The following is a 19,485-nucleotide window of genomic DNA, read 5'->3' on the forward strand; positions in this document are numbered from 1 at the left end:
TCCTTTCTTATTTCTTGGTTTTATCAGCACTAAAAATCAAGATATTTCGCTATATCAGGAGATTTGTTTCGTTCTTTTAAGAAGCGAACACTCATGAGTATAGCATTCTTTTCTCCAAATGAAAAAATATGCGCTCACAGCTATTTTATATGTTGTTGACGATTCTTACCAAAATTCCATATCCAAGCAATCCAAAGTAAGCAAAGAAAAATAATAAAAAGCTAAATCGCCAAAATAAACGAAAAACAGTGGCAATATGTAAGTCCCCTTTTTTCTGCCAATATCCTACTGCAAACAATATATTAATTATAATGAGCAAAATGACCATAGGCCACCAATATGATTTTCCCCAAATGGCTTGAATCAAGAAATGAACCGCAATGATAAAAAAGATCGTTGAGATATTGATCGCTGTATAAAATGACTTTTTCTTTTTTTTCGTTAATTTTCTCGTTACCATATAAACGACAAAAAAAGCAAGCAGTGGCATTGTGACAAAAGCTGCTGCTATATGAGCAACCAAATTACCCATTAAATCCCCTTCCTTCCATCCCTTTTACGGCGTTCATTAAAAATTGGCAAATGGGCGTTTGCACACCTTTTTCTTTACCTTTGGCAATCACATATCCCAAAATCGCTTCAATTTCTGTCATCCGCCCATTTTCGAGATCGCACAGCATCGAGGAACGGTTATTAGCTGTTCGTTCGCATATCCGGACAATCCGCTCCCGCGCTTCGTTCTCATCAGGCAATGACAACGCTAAACATATTTCCGAAAATAGCAATTCCATCATTTTTTTATATTCTTTCGTTTTTACCAATTCTCCATTTGGAACACGTAACATCGCTGTTAGCGGGTTAATGACAGCATTGACAACGAGCTTATTCGTCAGCAACTGCTGCCAATTATGTTCAAATTCGATCGGAAAATCGGAACTAGAAACATCCAACAGTTGCTTTAACGGCCCGGTATCCCCCTGAAATAAAGCAATGGAAATCTTTCCAATTCCCGTATGTTCAACAGTCCGGTCATCCTTTTTAAACGCTCCGTGTTCAACGGTGCCCACGGCAATACACTGTGCTTTAAGCTGAGATAAAAGAGAGACATGCCCCATGCCGTTTTGCAAAAAAACAAAGGCCCCCCCATCTGTCCACTGATTGCACAGCTCGATTGCATGAACCATATCATATTGCTTAACGGTAACAAAGAAAACATCCGCTTGCATCTTTTCATATCCAGCTGCCCATGCACGGATCGGCACGATTCGTTCATCGCCATTCTTTATCATTCGCAAGCCTCGTTCATTAAGAAGATCCGCTTGCGTTTTCCGACGCGTATAAATCGTTACCTCGCATGTGCTCGATAAATAAGCTGCAATTAATAGCCCAATCGCTCCGCCGCCGATAATCCCTATTTTCATCTCGATTTTCCTCGCTTTCCATTCATACACTCCTGCGACTATTTTATCAAATTACGAATCGACCCGTTAATAGAAAAAGCTGATCTCAAAGGATCAGCTTTTTCTATTACTTTTCAATTTTTTCGAGATTGCCATTTCGGTCCATTTGGAACTTTACTTTCGATGTTTGCTCTTCTTCAAGTATCACCATTTTTCTCGCTCTTTCCATAATTCCAATAAACGTTTTGTAATCTTCTTGGACCGCTTTTAATTCTTTTTGCAGACGCTCTTTTTCTAGCTGCAATTTGGTAATCATTTGCTGCAGTTGTTCCATATCTCTTTTTAACGCGCGATTTTCATCCATCACATGCTGATATTGTGCGGAAGATTGTTGATATCTTTGCAAAAAGGCAATGATATCCTGCCATGTCAATTTCGCTGTTTTATCCTCTCCTTGCCCCGCTTCCTTTTGAACGAGCTGCGTACGTTCCTTTTTTACTTCTTTTCTCTGTTTTTTCGCTAGCTCAATGGCTTCTTTATATTGTTTCCTCACATAGGAATTCCAACGAAAACCGCAAGCAGCAGCTGTTCTCGAAAGACGCCTGCCTACTTCCTCAAACGCTTGCAGCTGCGTCCCTCCTTCACGAATATAGCGCAATACTATTTCTGCCAATAATAAATCCTCATCCTGCGTCCATGCATCTTGTCTTACACTCGTCATGGTTCCTTCCCCCTAGTCGCTTTTTTCAATATATGTATGCGACTAGTAGAAAAGATAGAAGAAGAATATTACGATCGATTCAAAAAAGTTCGCACTGCTTCTTCATGCTCATCAGATTCCCAAAGCACGGCACATTGTTCAATTTCCGCAAAAAAACGACCTCGAAACTCTTCTGTTTTCCATTTTTGAACAGCAGCTTGCTTATAGGCGCGAAGAACAGGGGCAGACTGCGCCAAATACGGCTCAAGCAACTTCCGACACTCTTCTTTTATTTCTTTATTTTCCGAAATTAATGAATGAATCCATCCATATTCATGCAATTGCTCAGAAGGCATACGTCTCGCTTTTAATAAAAGATCGAGGGCATGCGTATAAGGAAGCTTTTCGAAGAGCATCGTCGCTCCTCCCCATCCCGTCGTAATTCCTAACGTTCCTTGAATAAAGCCTGCTTTGATTCCTGTCTTTGCATAGCGAAAATCACAGGCCGTTGCAAGTTCACACCCGCCGCCGACAGCTGATCCATTAAGCAAAGCAACTGTCGGTTTAGAAATCGTTAACAAGGAATACAAAATCGCGCCCATTTTTGAAAGCATTTGATACGCTTCTTCCTTTGTATGTAAACGATGGAATTCACTTAAATCCCCGCCCGAACAAAAAGCTTGCTGGCCGGCACCTGTCAGCACCAACACCTTTACTTTATCATTTTCTTCCACAAGGCGAATCGTTTCTTGTAAAGCATCCATCACTTCATAATTAATGGCATTTCGTTTTTCTTGCCGATTAATAGTAAACCAAACGATGCCATCATCATCTCGTTCTAGCAAAACCGCACTCACTTTTCTTCCTCCTTTACTCTCATATTTATGTTAGCCACTTTTTCTTATTTTCCTTCTGCTCTGCACAATAAACCTCTGCCACCTACACTCTGTTTAGGGGGGAGAGAATATAAAAAAGAGGCTCTTGTCACACCATTCCTATGTAACCGCTTAACTTTACGTTTTTCTACAACACCGGCAAAGCAAGCATTTCACAATAGCCACGTGCCCCATGCTCTTCCATGAAAAAACAGGCATAAGGATACCCTTATGCCTGTTTTTTCATGATTATTTGTTCACAACTTCTTTTCCTTTGTAAGTTCCGCAAGACTTGCAGACGCGATGAGCTAATTTCATTTCACCGCAGTTTGGGCATGCAACCATGCCTGGAACTTGCAATTTGAAATGTGTACGGCGCATTCTTTTTTTCGTTTTCGATGTTCTTCTAAAAGGTACAGCCATTCTTTCCACCTCCTTAAACAGGATTTAGAAGTTATGATGAAGGCCGGATCAAGCCGGTTCTTCGCTTATTCTTCCTTTTTATCAAAAAATTTCGCCAATCCAGCTAGACGAGGATCAATTTTGTTTTTAGCCTGCTCCTCAGTAATAACCTCCCAACCAGCTCCGGATTGTGGTGCTCCATCTTGAATGTTTTCCTGCTCTGAAAATATTTGCATGGGAATTTCAAGCAAAATGAGCTCTTTCACAATCGGCAGCAGGTCAACCGCATCTCCTTGAACAAGGTGCGTTTCTTCATCCGGATGAACATCATAGTCGTTTAAAAAAAACGTTTCGGTCGTATGGATCGCAAACGGATAAGAAACATCAACCAACGTCCGGGAGCAAGGCAATACCATTGTCCCTTCAATCGTTAAATGAAAAGTAAACTTAGTAGCACCGATATCTGCCCGTCCTTTCACACGGACAGGGGAAATATCGCGGATCGATGGCTCCATCTGTTTTAAATCGGAAACATCGACCATTTCATCCATGACAAGCCCTTTTGCTTGCAGCTGATGAAGCTGATGAATAGACCATTTCATTAAAATCACCTCAAGGCAACAAAGAAAATTATACGTTTCGTTTCCCTGTTTGTCAATATTTTTTCTTTACAGTATAATGATTGTCAGTTTACATTCAATGTATCACGTTTTGATCAAAAAAACAAAATTTCAAGCGGGGAGGCAAAAATGAAGGCAGTTGGAATCGTCGTTGAATATAATCCGTTTCATAACGGACACTTGTATCATCTCCAAGAAACGAAAAAAAAGACAGGCGCTGATTGTGTCATTGCCGTTATGAGTGGCAACTTTCTGCAAAGAGGAGAACCAGCGCTCGTTTCCAAATGGGCTCGCACATCTATGGCCATCTCAGCTGGTGTCGACCTCGTCATCGAGCTTCCTTATACATTTGCCGTCCAATCAGCAGAACGGTTCGCCACTGGAGCTGTCGCACTGCTTGATGCATTGTATTGCGCCGAGCTTTGTTTTGGGAGCGAAAATGGCGAAATTGAGCCGTTTCTTCAAGCGGTCCAAACGATCAAATGGCAGCAATCACGGTACAACCAATCCATTCAGCAAGCTCTCAAAGACGGTATGAGCTATCCACAAGCAGTCACATATGCTTGTAGACAGCTTGAAATGAAGGAAATCGATTTAGCTCAACCAAATAATATTCTCGGTTTTTCCTATGTGAAAGCGATTATCGAGCAAAAGAGCGCGATGGTTCCCCAAACGATTCAACGGATCGCTTCCGGATATCACGATGAAGTTTTTTCTCATCCGTGGATCGCCAGTGCAACGAGCTTAAGAAAAGCACTAAATGGAGCGATTGAAGCGCTTGAACACATTTCGCCCTATATTCCCTTCTCTACCAAAAAGGCTCTTGAGAAATATTATGCAGTATATGGCACATTCCATCGTTGGGATCCATATTTTCCCTTTTTGAAGTACCGCATCATGACAAGTGAAGAAAGCGATTTACAAAGCATTGTCGGCGTAGATGAAGGCATTGAGTATCGACTCAAACAGGCCATTACAGAAGCCGAAACATTTGAGCAATTTCTCCATTCTGTCAAAACCAAACGATATACATGGACTCGTTTACAAAGAATGTGTGTCCATATTCTAACCCATTTTAAAAAAGAGCAAATGAATGGGATCAAAAGCCCCTCTTATATTCGTCTGCTTGGCATGAGTGACAACGGACGCCTCTATTTGCAAATGATAAAAAAACGGCTTTCGCTGCCGCTTGTAACAACCGTATCACGCCTGCAAAAGGATGTGATATACCAGCAAGAAAAAAAAGCGGTAGCTGCTTATACCGCTATTTTTTCCGAGACTACTCGCATTCAAGCACTTAAAGAGGAATATGCGACACCTCCTGTTCATTTCAACTCTTGCAAATAACGAAGGGCATCAGAAAACGTGTCGACCGGAACAATTTTCATCTTTGTTCCGATTTTTTTTGCCGTTTTGACAGCTTCGCGATAATTCGAGTTTTTCGCTCCCTTCTCGTTTGGAGCAAAGAAAATATCGGCACCAGCTTGATCAGCAGCCACAATTTTTTGCGATATTCCCCCAATAGGGCCAACCTCACCATTCATGTTGATGGTGCCGGTTCCAGCAATCTTATATCCCTTTGTAATATCTTCATCAACAAGCTGATTATAAATTTCTAAAGAAAACATCAGTCCTGCAGACGGCCCGCCAATTTTTTCTGAATCAACGCGAACGGAGGGCTGCGTCGTAATATGATAATCAGTCATTGGCGAGATACCAAGTCCGATTTGCTTTGGTTCTTGCGGAAATGGTGCCAACGCAATCGAGGCTGTCTTTTCTTTTCCATTTCTTTCCCATGTAATCGAAACGGAATCTCCTTTTTTCTTTTGCCGCACATATTGGATTAATTGTTCTGCTGTCCCAATTTCTTTTCCACCTACACGAACAATGCGGTCTCCCACATGCAAAATATGCGCTGCTGGCATTCCATCGACAAGGCTCATGACATAAACACCATTCGGACGATAAGAAACAGGTTTATGGGCATGTTTATAGGCGACAACAATCGCAGATTCTTTTGACTCCTTCATTAAATGGAGCTGTCGAAGGGTATACTCTTCATCCGTTTCCCCTTCTTGCTTGATTTCCTGCAATGGATAAAGCTCGTAATATGGACGGATATGAGCAAGCAAGTAATAGGCGATATTCGCTCGCCCCATTCGCACAGTTGTCAGCATAAAGCTCCCTTGATCCTCATCGCCTTGATCAACGTGAACGAGCGGTTCTAATTTTTGGGCTGTACCCGGCATCGTCACATAATACGGAAGCTGCACAAAAATAAAAAGCAGGCTAGCTGCTACCCCAATTAACAGTGAAATAATATAGGCTCTTGCTCTTTTTTTCATTTATGATGTTGCTCCTTCCATTTCGCAATTGCTTCACGGATTCTAGGAATTTGCTTTCGCGCCTCTTCTTCCCCGATTTCAATAATTTCTTCAATATGAGTAAATGCTCGAGAGCTATATTGCTCTACACGCGGACGGATCATAACATCTGAAGCAAATTCACGATGACGGACAAGTTCATCCTGGAGAATATCAATGCTTTGCAAAATGACATCAAAAATCGAGGAGATGGCATCGGTTACCTTTACATGAGAGACATCGACGCCAATCACGACATCCGCTCCCATCGTGCGCGCTACCGAAACTGGAATGCGGTCAATGACGCCCCCATCGACAAGCATCCGACCATCGATGGTTTCAGGAACAAAAATTCCCGGAATCGAAATACTGGCACGAACAGCATCCGCTACCACGCCGCTTCGAAACACCACTTTTTCGCAGCGCTGAAGATCTGTTGCTACAATGGCAATCGGAATCTGCAACTCCTCAATTTTTTTCCCTTTTGTTACCAACCAAATAAATTCCTTTATTCTCTTTCCTGCAATAAGCCCCATTTTCGGAATCGTCACATCAATGTAGTCGTTTCTGCGGAAGGCCTTTGCTAATTTGTATAGGCGCTCGACCCCTAATCCGCTCGCATATAACGCCGCGACAAGCGCCCCCATGCTGCTTCCTGCTATGTAATGAATCGGAATCCGCTCTTCCTCCAACACTTTAATAATACCAAGGTGCGCAAAGCCTCTTGCTCCTCCGGAACCTAGCGCTAAGCCAATTCTCGGTTCCATCCCCTTTCCTCCTTTTGACTCTTCCATCTCTTTCAGCCTCAGCTTCCCCTTGCATATTTAATTTATGTCGATCATACGTAAAAATGCTTTTTATCGCTCATGTGTCGAGACCACTTGCTTTGATCTTGAAACGATTTCTCCATCGCCATATGCCTCGCTTTACTTCCTGTGGACAGCAGCAAATCCCGTATGCCAAGCGAACCGCTCTCTGAACGTCGTTACGCCATACGAAAACTACATCGAGCAACTTGACATGTGAAGGGAATTGGCGTTGCTCCAAGCTTCGCCGCGCATCCGTGTGACAAAAAAGCGAGTCACGGGATTCTTCCAACTATGGATTTTTACAGCTACCGCTCGTTTCATTTTTAAGGTGTTTATATCGTTTCTATCCATCAAGAATTCTCTATTATTTTACTATGATAAGCGAACAAGAGAAAAGCTATGAGCATTTATATAGAGAAAGTCGCCTCCCTTGTGCCGCTTTCTCAATCGGAACTTATCTATTTCGTCTACTAGCTAAAGCGATTGCATTCGATCATGATCCGTTTTCGGTTTATATCGATATAGCTGTTAAGCATGACAAGCAACTATGTATAAAGATGAAACGTACCGTCCATTCAAAGGCTGACACTCATTTTTTCGACAACTGGAGGCAAGTTATACCGAAATAGGGCCTTTGTCCCTTTATAACTAAGCTAGCCCCAGACGACCGATCTCCCATCCGTCTTCAAGATTGTATGGACATAGCAGCTTTTTACGGCCATAATAAAGAGGCTGACTGAAGCAAGGACAATTCCTTTTCAGTCAGCTTTCTTTTTACAAGACTATTGCTGCGATAAAAAAGAATGAAATTTTTGGCGAAGCGCTTCTTCGACAATTGGCGGTACCAGTTCAGAAATGTTGCCGTTATATTTTGCCACTTCCTTAACAATACTTGAGCTTAAAAAAGCATACTGGCTATTCGTCATCATAAAAAAGGTTTCAATATTCTCATCAAGTACGCGGTTCATCGACGTAATTTGCATCTCATACTCAAAATCGGAGACTGCCCGCAGCCCTCTTAAAATAGCGTTAGCCTTCTTCGTACGAGCATAATCAATAAGAAGACCGTTAAAAGATTCGACCATAACATTTTTAAAAGGCTTGACCACTTCTTTCAACAGCTCTATTCTTTCTTCAACTGAAAACAGCGGCTTTTTTGACGAGTTATTCAAAACCGCAACATATACTTGATCAAATACCTTCGCTCCGCGGCGAATAATATCTAAATGTCCATATGTAACCGGATCAAAGCTGCCCGGACAAACAGCAATGCTCGCCATGAAACCTATTCCCCCTTCTGTGTATAAGCGTAAATAGAAACAGCGGTAATGCCGTAAACTTCGTGCTTTATTCTCACTAAGTTTCCGATTCTGTCAGGAAGCTCAATATCATGCGCATGCTCCGCAACAATAAACCCATTTTTCTCCAAAAGAGAATGCTCATCAATAAAGGAAATGAGCGCCTGCAATTTTTGCTTCTTATAAGGTGGATCAAGAAAAATTAAATGAAATCGCAGCTGACGTTTTATAATCGCTTTTAATGCTCGCTCTGCGTCATTGCGATAAATTTCTGACTGTTCTTTCAACCCGCACGCTTCTACATTTTTGCGAATCGTCTGGACCGCTTTTGCGTCATGATCGACAAAAATCATCGAATGCAAACCGCGGCTTAGCGCTTCTATTCCCAATCCGCCGCTTCCTCCGAATAAATCGAGCCCGATTCCTCCTGAAAAATAAGGGCCAACCATATTAAAAATCGCTTCTTTTACTTTATCTGTCGTCGGTCTTGTCGACATGCCTGGAACCGCTTGCAATACTCTCCCCTTACACTTTCCAGAAATTACTCTCATGATGCCTCACCATACTTCAAACATTTCTTTCCCTATCCTATCACAAACGTGCTGACCGTTTCCAGTCGTTTTTATCCCCGCGTTTTTGCAAAAAATAAAATAGGATGTATACAAATTCATTCATTGGTCATACTGATTAATGGCAACGTCCATATGGGTGTTGTTGCCAATCACGGAGAAGACTTACGTTTCCCCATAAGTTCTTCCTCCGGTTTCTCCTCTCCCTTTTCCTTTAGCTTATGCGTTCCTTTTCGATGCGCAGGAACAAATAAGCATAAAAGGCCCTGCAGGAAAACTGCAGGGATTTTTTTATGATATGAGAATTGATATATGACTCTTTTTTAAAGAAACCAAGCGCCATCGGTGAGCGCTTTTCTTATGAGCCATGCACATAAATATTTTGAGAGCTTGTCCAAACCTCGATGGAAAACCAGTGCTGAATCATATCTGCACTCATGTATAAAGTACCATTTAAATCATGGATGATGATGGAGGGCATCCCAAATTGATCGTTTTCTTTCATGTAAACAGGTGAATTGACAAAAAAACGCCAACGGTTGCTGCCCTTTTCAATAAATACAGCATCGCCGGACTGAGTAACGTGATAGCCAAGTTTCTCCATCACTTCTTTAAACGGCAATAGCAACTCACCGCCTCGCAAAACGGCTTTTCCTTCTTTCAAAACCTTGTCATTTACATATAGATTTCCTTCATTAGTAAACACGAGATCAAGATTTTTTTTGGCTGTTAATAAATCAGCAAAATAAGTCGTCTTCCCTAAATGAGCTTTTGTTAACGCCTTATCCAGCAAAGCCGGAGTCAGTTTTTCTCCTTTATGCTGCAAAATAGTGGAAAGAAACTCTTGTCTCTCTTCTTCCGTTAGATTTTGCTGAAACTGCTGCAGCACCGCTTTTGCCCGAGAGGTGGTCGCTGGCTTCTGAAAGGTGAGGGCTGTCAATAAATCTGCGAGCCACTCGTTCATCAAAGCATTTGGTGCAAAATAAGAAGCATAATAGGCCCACATATATTGTTCACGAACAGCAGAAAGTGATCCCGATTCCGGTATGACAACTAACACGGGGGATATGTGCTGATCGTTCTGTGGCGATTGTACAATCGTCAAGGATGGGACGTCTGCCCATTTTTGCAGCTTTCCATTCCCCATTGGACGCTTTCCATATACTTCAATGTCACCATCTACTTGCCTTGGCAGCTCAGAAGGATAAAAATAAAGCGGAAATGATAGCAAATTCGCTTGCGACCAAGAGTAAAGGGTGAACGCTTGCTTCTTGATCTTCGCTTCGAGCGGAGCCCCGGCTATCCACATTCCATCTTTCGTCGCATAATCGACAAACTGCACATGAAATTTCTGTGTTTGCTTTGTCACAAACATAACAGACCAATGTTCAAGCCAAATCGTTTTCGATATCGGCAGCGGAATCATGTATTGCATAATCAGCCGTTCATGTTCTTTTCCTTCAATAGACGACGCTCCAGCATTCAAGCCGTTCTGCATGTTTTCTTTATCTCCGAATCGATATCGAAATTGCTGCGCTTCCTTTGGTACAACAATTTCATACGATTGATTCTTTAGCCCATCAACCGTTTGCGTAATTTCTAGACTCCCCTCTTCATGTCGAATATCAATGGAATGAACCAGCGGTGCGTGATCGTTGACCTGATTACTTTTTTCATAATCTCGCCATTGCATATAAGCAGTGCCACCGCTTATCCCTAAAAAGATCATCATCATTAAAATGGCCGTTCGTACCATGCTGCGATCCCTCATTCGGTTAGTTTCTTACAATATTTACTACACATTAAAGATATCAAAAAAACGCTAGAATTTGTATAAAAATGTCGAAATTTGTTTATCTTTTTTGGAAACAATGGTAAAGTAATAAATTGGAGAAAAACAGGGAAGGGGGGAATCCTACATGATTCAGCGATTTATTGAACTTGGAGAAGGGTATTCAGATATTTATGAGCTCATTGAATTAGCCAAAGTCAACCAGCACCGCCTATCGGGACTTTTTGCCTTTCACACCGTTAAGCATGGACAGCCGGTTACATCCTTAGTCGTTGTGCTTCATCCAACAGATCCAGGCGATTTTCAGCCTTTGTACATTTGCCGCGAAGGCATTCCAAATCCGTCAGTCAAACCAAATAAGCGATACGATCTGTTTGCCGAGTTAGCAAAAGAGCTCAACCTTGAGATTATCCATCTTGAAGTAAAACCATCCACTTTTTTCGCGGAGGTAGAGCTCTATTATCAGCATTTGATTGGCATTATGCGAATGAATCGTTTCATTCCGCCTCTGCAGTAATTACAACGTCAATCAATAAAAAGCGGCTGACTTCAAGTACAAAGTCAGCCGTTATTCGACCGTATAGCCCAGCTTGTAGCTTTGTTCTTTTTCCTTCTCACCGTCTCCTTTTGACTCAAACTCCATCTTCAAAAACGGACGATAGGAAGGTTCCACTTTTTTTACAAATGGCAAAGAAGCGATCTTCTTCATAAGAACATCCGCCTCTTCCATATTGCAGTACAGCACTGCATATTTCAAGCGCTTCGATACATAATGAATGTTGCCAAATTTGCGTAAATGCTTACTATGCTTCAATGAGTATAGCCAAACAATGATTCCTTGACGTTTCCGAAACATACTCTTAATTCCCCTTTGACAGATTACGATCGGCAGCCGCAGCTTCCTCCTGTGCCACATCCGCCTGAACAGCCGGATAAAGCAGTAAAATACGGATTCCCTGTCGGTACTTTCACTTGTTCCGATACAGCTCTTCCAATAAGCACACTCACTTCATCTAACAATTCTTGCAGCTCATTTTCCGCTTTTTTAAATGCGGCAATGCTATCATGAAAGTCTAATTTTCGCTTAATTTCGCGTATTTCCTTCATCACTGTTTGGTAATCTGGATGGTACTTTCCAAAACGCTGTACTTCTTCATAACGCTCTTTTATGGCTATAAACTGCTTAATCAGCTGCTGTGCCACACGGTCATTTTTTAAACGCTGCCAACAGCTGCGGTAATATTCCGCCGCCGCCGACTGAACAATCATTTTTCCTAACGATTCGGCTTTATTTAAAATCTCGAGCCGTTCGAGCGTTGCAATCATCACTTTGTATAAGCACCTCCATGTTATCATCATATCATGAGAACAGTCTAGAAGAAAAGCAAAGCGCAGAACAAAAAAATAGTCTGACTTACCCGCCAGACCTTCCATTATGGAATATTCACTTCAAATTCGCTTGATACACCATATTTACTTTCATCATCACGAACAAGCTCAAGACGGATCTGATGCTTTCCTGATGGCAGCCCTCTTAAAACAAAAGCAGCTGTAAATACTTCATTTATTTTCTGTCCATTTAAATATACATTAATGTGTCCATTGCCATGAGCTTTGTCACCTTTAGTAAAGGAAAAATGATCGACAACGCATTCAACCAATACATCTTTTCCTCGCATTTCATGCTTAACATGCATCGTCTGAGCTGCTGGGGCTTGCATGGAAACAGCAGCCGAGACCTGCTGCATCGTTTCAGGCTGCGGCTTATGATTAACGCATGCGGTCAAAGCCGCTATCGCCAACACCATCGCTAGTTGTTTTAGTTGCAAAGACATCACTCCTTTAGGAGTAGTCTTTGCATTTTTTTTTAAATTACTCTTGCATCCCTTGGAACATATTGAACATAAGTGCCGCCATTTCCAGAGAATTAGCTATTTTCTCCACTTTTTGCGGCAATGTTTGTTCATAATATTCTTTCGCTGCTGCTTCGAATGCTGCCACTTGGTTTGGATCACGCGATAATGTTCGGTACCATCGCGGTTGCTCGCGAATAAATGCCTGAAGCATTTTTTTAGAATGAATGTATTGAACAAGTTCTTTTCTCATCAATCGCAACCTCTAATCTTTGCGGAATGAAAACGGATGATGCTCGCGCGAAACCGTTGACGACGGCTGTCTCATTCCTTGTAACTGTCCGATCATACTTTGAATAGCAGAAATGGCTTGTTGAGCACTTGAAATATGCTTCTGCACCTCATTCGGATCCATATTTTTTAACGTAGCTAAAAGTTTATTGATAAATGGATGATGCTCCCCGTCTTCCTCTGCTTGCTTTACTTGCTCCGCTTTGTATTCATTCCAGATCTCATCTTCTTCGCCAAACAAATACCAATCTTCATAAAACTGCTTCCACGTTTTTTTTCCGTTTCTTACTTCTTGAATGATTTTAGGATGCTTTTTTACAAACTGTTTAAACTGTTCCACAGAAGGATGTAGATTCTTTTCCATATCCCTTCTACCTCCCCTTTACTTACCTAACATATACTATTCGACTAAGCGAATACGGCGTGCGCCCATTTTTATCTAATGGAACAGATGGATCTCTCACACCTATCCCCCGTTAAAAGGAGAGCTTCTCGGTGGAGTATGTTCAACATGCGGGTTACGCCATGCTTTTTCTTTTTTGAATTGTTTTGGTTCAAGCGGAAAGGTACTTAGCCTTTTCCTATTGGAGCTTTCTATAAATTTAGATTGAAAAATCGACAGAATGAAAAACGTTTCTAATGAACGGAAAAGAACCACTGAAAATGGTTTTCGAAGGTTGAAAAAGAAACTGGCCTTTATTAAAATACAACTTTAATTCGCCAACATTTGTCCCCAAATGAGCGAGCCGTGATTTGATTTTGCCGATCGGGCAACCGAATAACGCCGCTTCCTGACCAATAAATTGGTCAGGAAGCGGCTAGTTGTTCGCTCATCAATCATCCGGGACAAGTCGATGACTGGACTCCGACCGTCGCTTCCCTTATAAAAATTAGGGTGAAAAAGAAAAAAAGTGAACAGCCATCACTTGCATTATAAAGTCATTGCCTAATTCGTCGAGACTTCCCATGGTTTCAGAAAATCTTGGGTATAATATTGTCCTGACACTCCAACACCAAGATGAGTAAATTGCGGGCTAAGCAGCGTGTCTCGATGGCTTTTGCTGTTGAGCCATCCTTTAACAGCCGCAATTCCATCTATATATTGGGCCGCAATATTCTCACCAGCGATTTGAAACGGGATATGAGCCGCTAACAAGCGTTTTTTTAGATCACCATAAATCGGAGACTGATGAGAAAAATAATGGTTTTCGTTCATATCCTGGCTATGCGCATAAGCAGCCTCCGCTGCTTTATCGTGCCAACGCAATGGTGCAACCTTATAGCGGCTCCTAATTACATTGGTAATCTCAAAAATTTGCCTTGCATTCGCCGTCTCTACTTGCTTTTGCTCCACTAAAGATAAAGGGCGTGCTGTCGGCAGCTCTCCTCGGTACACTAGTTCATACGGTCGCAGTTTTACCAGTGTTTCCCCATCCATAATTCGAATGCCTGAAATCGTTTCATTAAAATGATCAAGATAAAATTGCACATAGACATCATTTAAACGAACGATGGGCTGGATCGTCATATCTTGTTCCGATAGTTCAAAACGGTATGTTCCCGTACGGAGGGATACTTCCAGCGTTGAAGATACGGGAATCCGCTTAAATAACTGCTGCACAGGCTGACCAATTCGAAAAGGAGAGACATCTACCTGATCACCGCATATAAAGACAGTGACAACGCGGCCATTCAGCACGCCAATTTGTAAATACGTACTCGCTTGCTGGTTGTAAATCCACCATTTGTAGTCATAAGCTGAGGCGTCCACTCGCGTTGGTTGTCCAAACTGCTTTTTTATTTGCTCTTCTGTCTTGCCAATCAAAGACAATGCTCCTGTCATGATGACCGGTTGCTTTTCAAGCTGCTGCTGACTTTCTTTTTGTGATGATGAAGAATTTAACGGAGGGATATGGGTAGGGAAAAAATACAAAAAGCTAATTAATAAGATAAAAAACAGAAAAAACCATTTCACTAGGCAGCCCACCTTCATACAATCTCTTATTGACATTATATCCTGTTTTGTCTGCAAAAAAAACGAAACCCCTTATGAAAAAGGGATTTCGTTTTTAATCGACAATATGTTGCTCTGAAATAGAGGTCAATGCCTGACCAGCACTTTCATCCGAAGCTTCGTTTGTCGCCAAGTCTCCAAGAGAGATAATGCCGATCAGCTTATTATGTTCAACAACCGGCAAGCGACGAATTTGCTGCTTAGCCATTTGCTGTGCTGCCTCTTGAACAGATAGGTCCGGCGATATTGCCATGACATTTCGCGTCATCACTTCGGTTACTTGGCTAGATCCTGGTCGTTTTTCTGCGATCCCGCGAACAACAAGGTCACGGTCGGTCACCATTCCAACAATCTCACCGTTTTCTACTATCGGTATCGCTCCAACATTCAGATCCCGCATTTTTACCGCTGCTTCAAACACGTTATCAAGAGGCGTGCAATAATCCACCTGTGTTGTCATCACTTCACGTACCGTTTTCATGGTTTTCGTCTCCTCCTATTTTCTATTTTCCAATCAACATTTGCATCCAATAATAGCCATACGGGCCGCCCTTTGCATCCCCCACTCCAATCGGTGTATACTCCTTGTTGGAAAGATTAGTCCTAAGACTATCTATCTAAGCGCTGACCTCTTACCGAGTCGAGTATCACCACTGCAGCATTTTCTCCTGCTGATCGATCGCTAATTCCAAAATGATGGATCATCGTAAATGATGATTTACACACATATGAAAAATAATTTTTATCTCTCATGTCCACCGATTTATATCGTGCGACACCAGCCAATTCCCAATCAGTCTGCAGTGGACGCAAACAGCATTTTGCCCTCTGCTCGTTTGTTAAACGGATCACTTCACTTTCCGTTTGTTTGGCACAATCTAAAACGCAAATATCTCTGGGATCCATAAGCGTCGGGTGAAAAAATGGCGGATTGACAGCCATCTTCTCTGACAATCCAACTTTGTAACGAACGGCTATTTTCCACAAACTATCCTCCGGTTGGACCACATAGGTCGTCGTTCCTTGCTCATGAACGCTAAGTGGTATACTGATAGTAAAAATCGACATACTCATCAGTAAAGATATCCCGATTTTTCCGTGTTTATCTCCCTCCTTTGCTTTTTAGTTTCACCAAAAAAAATAAAAAACGACGAATATCATAAAATTTTTCACACTGTTTCGTCAAAAATAAACTATTGATTGAAAGTTGAACGCTTTCATACTATTATAAATGGAGAAGGATTTTTCCTTTACCGGGAATTGGTGCATAGGAGGGAATATAGAATGAAATTTGAAAATACAGGAATTGAAAACCAAACAGCTGAATTATCTGATTTAGACGAATTGATGGAAAATCTAGGATTTGTACGTGCAGGACAATGGGATTATGAACGTGTTACATACGATCGCAAATTCGAAATTAAAAACGATGTATACTATCTTCGAGTACAAGGCTATGCAGTTGAAGGAGAAGTTGATTCGCGTTATGCGCTCATCAAATTAATCACTCCGATTCTTGGCAAGCACTATTATCCGCACGGCGTTGAGTATGGGGAAGGAGAAAATTTTCCAACTTCGTTGATTAATCAATGTCAAACCCTTTTAGAAAAACTTAAAAGTGAATTAACAAAAATCAATGCATGAGATCACGATCTCATGCATTTTTTTCTTGATGATCTATTAGACGTTTTACAAAAATATGGACATGCTTGACCTTGAACGGAGTCATTGTTTCGATTTCACGAGCAATTCGCTCCTGCATTTCCTCACACACAGAAATAATGGACGAACTGGTCCGCATCACAGCAGTGATTATAATCGTACAGGCAAAACCTTCATTTAGCAAAATATCAACCGTTGTTTCATCTATGACGATTTCTTGCCGTTCGTGCAAACACATCATCGCAACGGTCATCAATGTCGAATAAGCTGCATTCGGTCGACGCAAGCGAATGGCCCCTTTCATTTTTCATCACCCGAACCTATATGAAGAAATTCATACCTTTTCTAACATCCAAACATGCGACCGATATACCATCGCTGAACACCTCAACATTTGTATGAATAAAAGCCCCGCATGTCTTTCAACTGATTAGACTTTGATCAATTCCTTCGCGTCGCACAACTTGTCTTCGAGCGCCAAAAACAGCTGCCACCTTCTCACTTTCCGGATCTGATTCATGCCCTCTCAAGTTTTATTTATATATTATAACCATGATGCTAGAGGAATGTTACGCGCAACGATATAGACATAACTTGACATGCCTCCATTTGCATGGAGACGGGGCTCAATAGTCAGGTGAGCGAACCGCGCTGATTCACAAAACCAGCCATGAGCCTGAACACGTTGTCGTTTCATCCTTTGCTACACAATTATCCTTCCATTCCGACCGTAAATTTTGCAGATACCGTTCGTTTCATCTTTTCCGTTGTCTTTATACAGCATGAGAACACTAAAGTGAATCGATTCTACCTGACGCCATGCTTCTATAATGATCAGGAGTGTTAATTAGCCAATCCCCGAAGTTGGCGAGCAAATCGGCTTCATGCTTAAGTAAAATAACGGATCTTCAACACTAGTGCTATATGATATTTATATGCTGCCTGCCCTCTCTTGTTTCTTCATAAAAGAAAACCCCCGGCATTTGCCGCGGGGAGCGCTAATACCCTAAAATCGCTTTAATCATGGAGGTAGTTTCCCCACCATGATAGACGACATAGAGAAGGCAGTAAACGACAACTCCTGTCACTGCCGTAAAAAACCAAATAACACTTGTAATCGGTCCTAATTTTTTATGTTTAATCAAATTGTTTTTCCATCCCGTTAAAAGTGTAACAACGCCAAAAACAGCGCCGACAGTCGCTAGTACGATATGGAAGAAGAGAAAAATAGTATAATAAACTTTTACTGAAGCAGGGCCACCAAAGCTTGTGTTCCCGATAAATACAGTTCTTGACAAATAAATCAGAAAAAAGGCAAGTGCAAAAATCGCTGCCCAAAGCATGGTTTTCTTATGCGCTTCGATCCTTTTTTTTCGAATGAGATACCAGCCATACGCTACCAGCGCAGCACTAATAACAATGCAGCTTGTACTGATAGTGGGCAAAATTGGCAATGAATGTGTCATATCCTCTCCTCGCTTCGTCTTGAATTATGATTCGGAAGGGTGTGGTGGTACAACTGTTTCTATCGATTCCTTCTCGCGTTCTTTTTGATACCATTCAATAAACACAAAAAACAGCATAGCTCCATACACAATTTCTTGAATAATTTTCATTAAAACACCGCCTAGCTGTTGGTCATGAAGAAGAGACATCGATAGAAACATTTCTGGTCCCGTTAAATGCAAAGATGCCAACGTTGCTTTAGGCACACACAGCTGCAAAGCGTTGAGCCATGCCTGCGGATCGGAAAATGTTCGATAAAGCGGTTCATCCGCAAAAATAATTAGAGCACATGCAGGCGTCAGCAGCACACCATTAGCGAAAATATACCCAACCTTTTTAATTCCTGAAAGAGTTTGCCATTCGGTCAGCTTGTTCAGCATCGGCCACCACATAAAAAACGCTGCTATAAAAATGAGGGTAGTCACAGCTGCATGATACAGCACATTCGTTTTAATAGCATCAAAAATCAATGGCACATGATAAAAAGAAAATAAGCCATTAAACAATAACAAAGAAATAAGCGGTTTTGTAAAAAAGGAAAACAGCTTTTTGATGATGGCCATACTGAACAATTTTTCATACATCCAATTAGGAATACCTAAAATAAAGCATGGTGGAATAATTAAATATAAAACTGCCATTTGCGTCATATGGGCACTAAACATTAAATGACCAAGTAAATCAATTGGCGATCCTTTTATTATATAAAGCAGAGCCATTCCGATTAAAAAATACGTTTTTTGCTTTGCCGATGTGGGGCCCTCTGTCGTCCATTTTTTTTGCCACGGCCCAACTGCCAATATATAAAATAAACTGATCAATAATAGCGCGATGAGAAAAAACGGGCTCCACAAAGCCATAAACCCAAACATTTGCAATGATGATAGCATACTTCCCCCTCCTTCACTATTATACTACACGACTGTCGTTTGTCCACGAACTTTCACCTATGACACGAAAAAGGAAATCAGCCCAAGCTGATTTCCTTTTTCTATTACCACCAAACAATTGTCATAAAAGCCCAGATCGTAACAAAAGCTACCAATACACCACCATAAAGAAACAAAGCTGGAATTTCATGGCCTTTATGACTCATATGCATAAAGTAATACAATTGGAACGCTACTTGCACAGCGGCAAGGAGCAAAATAAACGGAACGGAAAACCAGTGTGAAAATTCATCATAACCAACTGCAAAAAACGCCACAAGTGTCAAAGCAATCATTAAAGCAAACGAAATGACCTGATGCTTCATTTCAGCAGCATTTTTTTTGCGACGATACGCTAAGTCTACCTTTGGGTTGCCTGCATTTGTAGGATTTGCCATAAAA

The 19,485-nt window shown here is 41.5% G+C and carries 26 protein-coding genes; 3 read left to right on the forward strand and 23 right to left on the reverse strand.

All coding sequences use genetic code 11. The annotated features are described in order from the left end of the window. Positions 1–145: 145 nt before the first annotated feature. From GGQ95_RS02580 to GGQ95_RS02605, 6 genes are all read right to left on the reverse strand, one after another. Positions 146–532, reverse strand: coding sequence for a DUF3397 domain-containing protein (locus tag GGQ95_RS02580; protein ID WP_044746601.1), 387 nt, complete (start codon positions 530–532; stop codon positions 146–148). Next, on the reverse strand, positions 525–1,421 hold the full coding sequence (locus GGQ95_RS02585) for a 2-dehydropantoate 2-reductase (protein WP_159719575.1): 897 nt from the start codon (positions 1,419–1,421) through the stop codon (positions 525–527). The genes GGQ95_RS02580 and GGQ95_RS02585 overlap by 8 nt, the downstream gene beginning before the upstream one ends. Positions 1,422–1,527: 106 nt before the next feature. After that, complete coding sequence (locus tag GGQ95_RS02590; RefSeq protein ID WP_044746603.1) at positions 1,528–2,121, reverse strand: RsfA family transcriptional regulator; 594 nt, start codon at positions 2,119–2,121, stop codon at positions 1,528–1,530. A gap of 68 nt (positions 2,122–2,189) precedes the next feature. Continuing rightward, a complete protein-coding gene (locus tag GGQ95_RS02595) occupies positions 2,190–2,957 on the reverse strand; it encodes an enoyl-CoA hydratase/isomerase family protein (RefSeq protein WP_139788079.1) in 768 nt (255 codons plus the stop codon). Between the two features lie 267 nt (positions 2,958–3,224). Continuing rightward, a complete protein-coding gene (gene rpmF / locus GGQ95_RS02600; protein ID WP_044746604.1) occupies positions 3,225–3,398 on the reverse strand; it encodes a 50S ribosomal protein L32 in 174 nt (57 codons plus the stop codon). A gap of 65 nt (positions 3,399–3,463) precedes the next feature. Next, the gene (locus tag GGQ95_RS02605) at positions 3,464–3,979 is read right to left on the reverse strand and encodes a YceD family protein (protein WP_044746605.1); all 516 of its coding nucleotides are present in this window, start codon (positions 3,977–3,979) and stop codon (positions 3,464–3,466) included. 147 nt (positions 3,980–4,126) lie between these two features. Here GGQ95_RS02605 and GGQ95_RS02610 point away from each other — a divergent pair, with 147 nt between their 5' ends. Next, on the forward strand, positions 4,127–5,344 hold the full coding sequence (locus GGQ95_RS02610) for a nucleotidyltransferase (RefSeq protein ID WP_183186294.1): 1,218 nt from the start codon (positions 4,127–4,129) through the stop codon (positions 5,342–5,344). Here the strand turns inward: GGQ95_RS02610 and GGQ95_RS02615 are convergent. From GGQ95_RS02615 to GGQ95_RS02635, 5 genes are all read right to left on the reverse strand, one after another. Beyond that, positions 5,323–6,342, reverse strand: coding sequence for a SepM family pheromone-processing serine protease (locus GGQ95_RS02615; protein ID WP_159719573.1), 1,020 nt, complete (start codon positions 6,340–6,342; stop codon positions 5,323–5,325). The genes GGQ95_RS02610 and GGQ95_RS02615 overlap by 22 nt on opposite strands. Then, positions 6,339–7,127, reverse strand: coding sequence for a patatin-like phospholipase family protein (locus GGQ95_RS02620; RefSeq protein WP_080860921.1), 789 nt, complete (start codon positions 7,125–7,127; stop codon positions 6,339–6,341). The genes GGQ95_RS02615 and GGQ95_RS02620 overlap by 4 nt, the downstream gene beginning before the upstream one ends. Positions 7,128–7,951: 824 nt before the next feature. After that, entirely contained in the window at positions 7,952–8,449 is a 498-nt protein-coding gene (gene coaD / locus GGQ95_RS02625) for a pantetheine-phosphate adenylyltransferase (protein ID WP_066147113.1), read from the reverse strand. Positions 8,450–8,454: 5 nt separating this feature from the next. Continuing rightward, the gene (gene rsmD / locus GGQ95_RS02630) at positions 8,455–9,018 is read right to left on the reverse strand and encodes a 16S rRNA (guanine(966)-N(2))-methyltransferase RsmD (RefSeq protein ID WP_080860923.1); all 564 of its coding nucleotides are present in this window, start codon (positions 9,016–9,018) and stop codon (positions 8,455–8,457) included. A gap of 376 nt (positions 9,019–9,394) precedes the next feature. Continuing rightward, positions 9,395–10,792: a stalk domain-containing protein gene (locus GGQ95_RS02635; protein WP_183186295.1), complete on the reverse strand. Its 1,398-nt coding sequence runs from the start codon at positions 10,790–10,792 to the stop codon at positions 9,395–9,397. A gap of 163 nt (positions 10,793–10,955) precedes the next feature. On the opposite strand from GGQ95_RS02635, the gene GGQ95_RS02640 reads away from it, so the two are divergent. Then, positions 10,956–11,345 (forward strand): DUF7147 family protein, encoded by a 390-nt coding sequence (locus GGQ95_RS02640; RefSeq protein ID WP_044746612.1) that lies wholly within the window; start codon positions 10,956–10,958, stop codon positions 11,343–11,345. Between the two features lie 51 nt (positions 11,346–11,396). Here the strand turns inward: GGQ95_RS02640 and GGQ95_RS02645 are convergent, their stop codons facing one another. The 8 genes from GGQ95_RS02645 to GGQ95_RS02680 form a co-directional block, all read right to left on the reverse strand. Further along, positions 11,397–11,684, reverse strand: a complete 288-nt coding sequence (locus GGQ95_RS02645; RefSeq protein ID WP_044746613.1) for a YlbG family protein — start codon at positions 11,682–11,684, stop codon at positions 11,397–11,399. Positions 11,685–11,707: 23 nt separating this feature from the next. Then, a complete protein-coding gene (locus GGQ95_RS02650) occupies positions 11,708–12,157 on the reverse strand; it encodes a YlbF/YmcA family competence regulator (RefSeq protein ID WP_066147107.1) in 450 nt (149 codons plus the stop codon). A 104-nt stretch (positions 12,158–12,261) separates the two neighbouring features. Further along, the gene (locus GGQ95_RS02655; RefSeq protein ID WP_066147105.1) at positions 12,262–12,663 is read right to left on the reverse strand and encodes a hypothetical protein; all 402 of its coding nucleotides are present in this window, start codon (positions 12,661–12,663) and stop codon (positions 12,262–12,264) included. A 37-nt stretch (positions 12,664–12,700) separates the two neighbouring features. Next, positions 12,701–12,934, reverse strand: coding sequence for a YlbE-like family protein (locus GGQ95_RS02660; protein WP_044746615.1), 234 nt, complete (start codon positions 12,932–12,934; stop codon positions 12,701–12,703). Positions 12,935–12,946: 12 nt separating this feature from the next. Continuing rightward, positions 12,947–13,336 (reverse strand): YlbD family protein, encoded by a 390-nt coding sequence (locus tag GGQ95_RS02665; protein WP_066147103.1) that lies wholly within the window; start codon positions 13,334–13,336, stop codon positions 12,947–12,949. A gap of 582 nt (positions 13,337–13,918) precedes the next feature. After that, positions 13,919–14,947, reverse strand: coding sequence for a CAP domain-containing protein (locus GGQ95_RS02670; RefSeq protein ID WP_066147101.1), 1,029 nt, complete (start codon positions 14,945–14,947; stop codon positions 13,919–13,921). Positions 14,948–15,041: 94 nt separating this feature from the next. After that, positions 15,042–15,467: a CBS domain-containing protein gene (locus tag GGQ95_RS02675; RefSeq protein ID WP_080860935.1), complete on the reverse strand. Its 426-nt coding sequence runs from the start codon at positions 15,465–15,467 to the stop codon at positions 15,042–15,044. A gap of 128 nt (positions 15,468–15,595) precedes the next feature. Then, the gene (locus GGQ95_RS02680; protein WP_183186296.1) at positions 15,596–16,060 is read right to left on the reverse strand and encodes a LysM peptidoglycan-binding domain-containing protein; all 465 of its coding nucleotides are present in this window, start codon (positions 16,058–16,060) and stop codon (positions 15,596–15,598) included. Positions 16,061–16,270: 210 nt separating this feature from the next. Here GGQ95_RS02680 and GGQ95_RS02685 point away from each other — a divergent pair, with 210 nt between their 5' ends. After that, positions 16,271–16,630, forward strand: a complete 360-nt coding sequence (locus GGQ95_RS02685; RefSeq protein ID WP_044746619.1) for a YugN family protein — start codon at positions 16,271–16,273, stop codon at positions 16,628–16,630. A gap of 10 nt (positions 16,631–16,640) precedes the next feature. Here GGQ95_RS02685 and GGQ95_RS02690 read toward each other — a convergent pair whose 3' ends face one another. The 4 genes from GGQ95_RS02690 to ctaF form a co-directional block, all read right to left on the reverse strand. Continuing rightward, on the reverse strand, positions 16,641–16,952 hold the full coding sequence (locus tag GGQ95_RS02690) for an Asp23/Gls24 family envelope stress response protein (RefSeq protein WP_066147095.1): 312 nt from the start codon (positions 16,950–16,952) through the stop codon (positions 16,641–16,643). A 694-nt stretch (positions 16,953–17,646) separates the two neighbouring features. Beyond that, entirely contained in the window at positions 17,647–18,114 is a 468-nt protein-coding gene (locus tag GGQ95_RS02695; protein WP_066147093.1) for a DUF420 domain-containing protein, read from the reverse strand. A gap of 24 nt (positions 18,115–18,138) precedes the next feature. Then, positions 18,139–19,044 carry a cytochrome c oxidase assembly factor CtaG gene (gene ctaG, locus GGQ95_RS02700; protein ID WP_080860938.1) on the reverse strand — a complete coding sequence of 302 codons (906 nt, stop codon included), beginning with the start codon at positions 19,042–19,044 and terminating at the stop codon, positions 18,139–18,141. Positions 19,045–19,148: 104 nt separating this feature from the next. Beyond that, positions 19,149–19,481, reverse strand: coding sequence for a cytochrome c oxidase subunit IVB (ctaF, locus tag GGQ95_RS02705; RefSeq protein WP_066147089.1), 333 nt, complete (start codon positions 19,479–19,481; stop codon positions 19,149–19,151). Positions 19,482–19,485 lie beyond the last annotated feature (4 nt).

It is taken from the genome of Anoxybacteroides rupiense (genome assembly GCF_014196195.1).
Classification (GTDB): domain Bacteria; phylum Bacillota; class Bacilli; order Bacillales; family Anoxybacillaceae; genus Anoxybacteroides; species Anoxybacteroides rupiense.

Excerpts from the sequence above, each read along its gene's own strand:
- GGQ95_RS02605 (WP_044746605.1), bottom strand. The coding sequence starts at position 3,979 with ATGAAATGGTCTATTCATCAGCTTCATCAGCTGCAAGCAAAAGGGCTT.
- GGQ95_RS02690 (WP_066147095.1), bottom strand. The coding sequence starts at position 16,952 with ATGAAAGGGGCCATTCGCTTGCGTCGACCGAATGCAGCTTATTCGACA.
- ctaF (WP_066147089.1), bottom strand. The coding sequence starts at position 19,481 with ATGGCAAATCCTACAAATGCAGGCAACCCAAAGGTAGACTTAGCGTAT.
- GGQ95_RS02695 (WP_066147093.1), bottom strand. The coding sequence starts at position 18,114 with ATGACACATTCATTGCCAATTTTGCCCACTATCAGTACAAGCTGCATT.
- GGQ95_RS02615 (WP_159719573.1), bottom strand. The coding sequence starts at position 6,342 with ATGAAAAAAAGAGCAAGAGCCTATATTATTTCACTGTTAATTGGGGTA.
- GGQ95_RS02685 (WP_044746619.1), top strand. The coding sequence starts at position 16,271 with ATGAAATTTGAAAATACAGGAATTGAAAACCAAACAGCTGAATTATCT.
- rsmD (WP_080860923.1), bottom strand. The coding sequence starts at position 9,018 with ATGAGAGTAATTTCTGGAAAGTGTAAGGGGAGAGTATTGCAAGCGGTT.
- GGQ95_RS02640 (WP_044746612.1), top strand. The coding sequence starts at position 10,956 with ATGATTCAGCGATTTATTGAACTTGGAGAAGGGTATTCAGATATTTAT.
- GGQ95_RS02675 (WP_080860935.1), bottom strand. The coding sequence starts at position 15,467 with ATGAAAACGGTACGTGAAGTGATGACAACACAGGTGGATTATTGCACG.
- GGQ95_RS02580 (WP_044746601.1), bottom strand. The coding sequence starts at position 532 with ATGGGTAATTTGGTTGCTCATATAGCAGCAGCTTTTGTCACAATGCCA.
- coaD (WP_066147113.1), bottom strand. The coding sequence starts at position 8,449 with ATGGCGAGCATTGCTGTTTGTCCGGGCAGCTTTGATCCGGTTACATAT.
- GGQ95_RS02645 (WP_044746613.1), bottom strand. The coding sequence starts at position 11,684 with ATGTTTCGGAAACGTCAAGGAATCATTGTTTGGCTATACTCATTGAAG.
- GGQ95_RS02665 (WP_066147103.1), bottom strand. The coding sequence starts at position 13,336 with ATGGAAAAGAATCTACATCCTTCTGTGGAACAGTTTAAACAGTTTGTA.
- GGQ95_RS02610 (WP_183186294.1), top strand. The coding sequence starts at position 4,127 with ATGAAGGCAGTTGGAATCGTCGTTGAATATAATCCGTTTCATAACGGA.
- GGQ95_RS02620 (WP_080860921.1), bottom strand. The coding sequence starts at position 7,127 with ATGGAACCGAGAATTGGCTTAGCGCTAGGTTCCGGAGGAGCAAGAGGC.
- GGQ95_RS02635 (WP_183186295.1), bottom strand. The coding sequence starts at position 10,792 with ATGGTACGAACGGCCATTTTAATGATGATGATCTTTTTAGGGATAAGC.
- GGQ95_RS02660 (WP_044746615.1), bottom strand. The coding sequence starts at position 12,934 with ATGAGAAAAGAACTTGTTCAATACATTCATTCTAAAAAAATGCTTCAG.
- GGQ95_RS02585 (WP_159719575.1), bottom strand. The coding sequence starts at position 1,421 with ATGAAAATAGGGATTATCGGCGGCGGAGCGATTGGGCTATTAATTGCA.
- GGQ95_RS02680 (WP_183186296.1), bottom strand. The coding sequence starts at position 16,060 with ATGAGTATGTCGATTTTTACTATCAGTATACCACTTAGCGTTCATGAG.
- GGQ95_RS02655 (WP_066147105.1), bottom strand. The coding sequence starts at position 12,663 with ATGTCTTTGCAACTAAAACAACTAGCGATGGTGTTGGCGATAGCGGCT.
- rpmF (WP_044746604.1), bottom strand. The coding sequence starts at position 3,398 with ATGGCTGTACCTTTTAGAAGAACATCGAAAACGAAAAAAAGAATGCGC.
- ctaG (WP_080860938.1), bottom strand. The coding sequence starts at position 19,044 with ATGCTATCATCATTGCAAATGTTTGGGTTTATGGCTTTGTGGAGCCCG.
- GGQ95_RS02590 (WP_044746603.1), bottom strand. The coding sequence starts at position 2,121 with ATGACGAGTGTAAGACAAGATGCATGGACGCAGGATGAGGATTTATTA.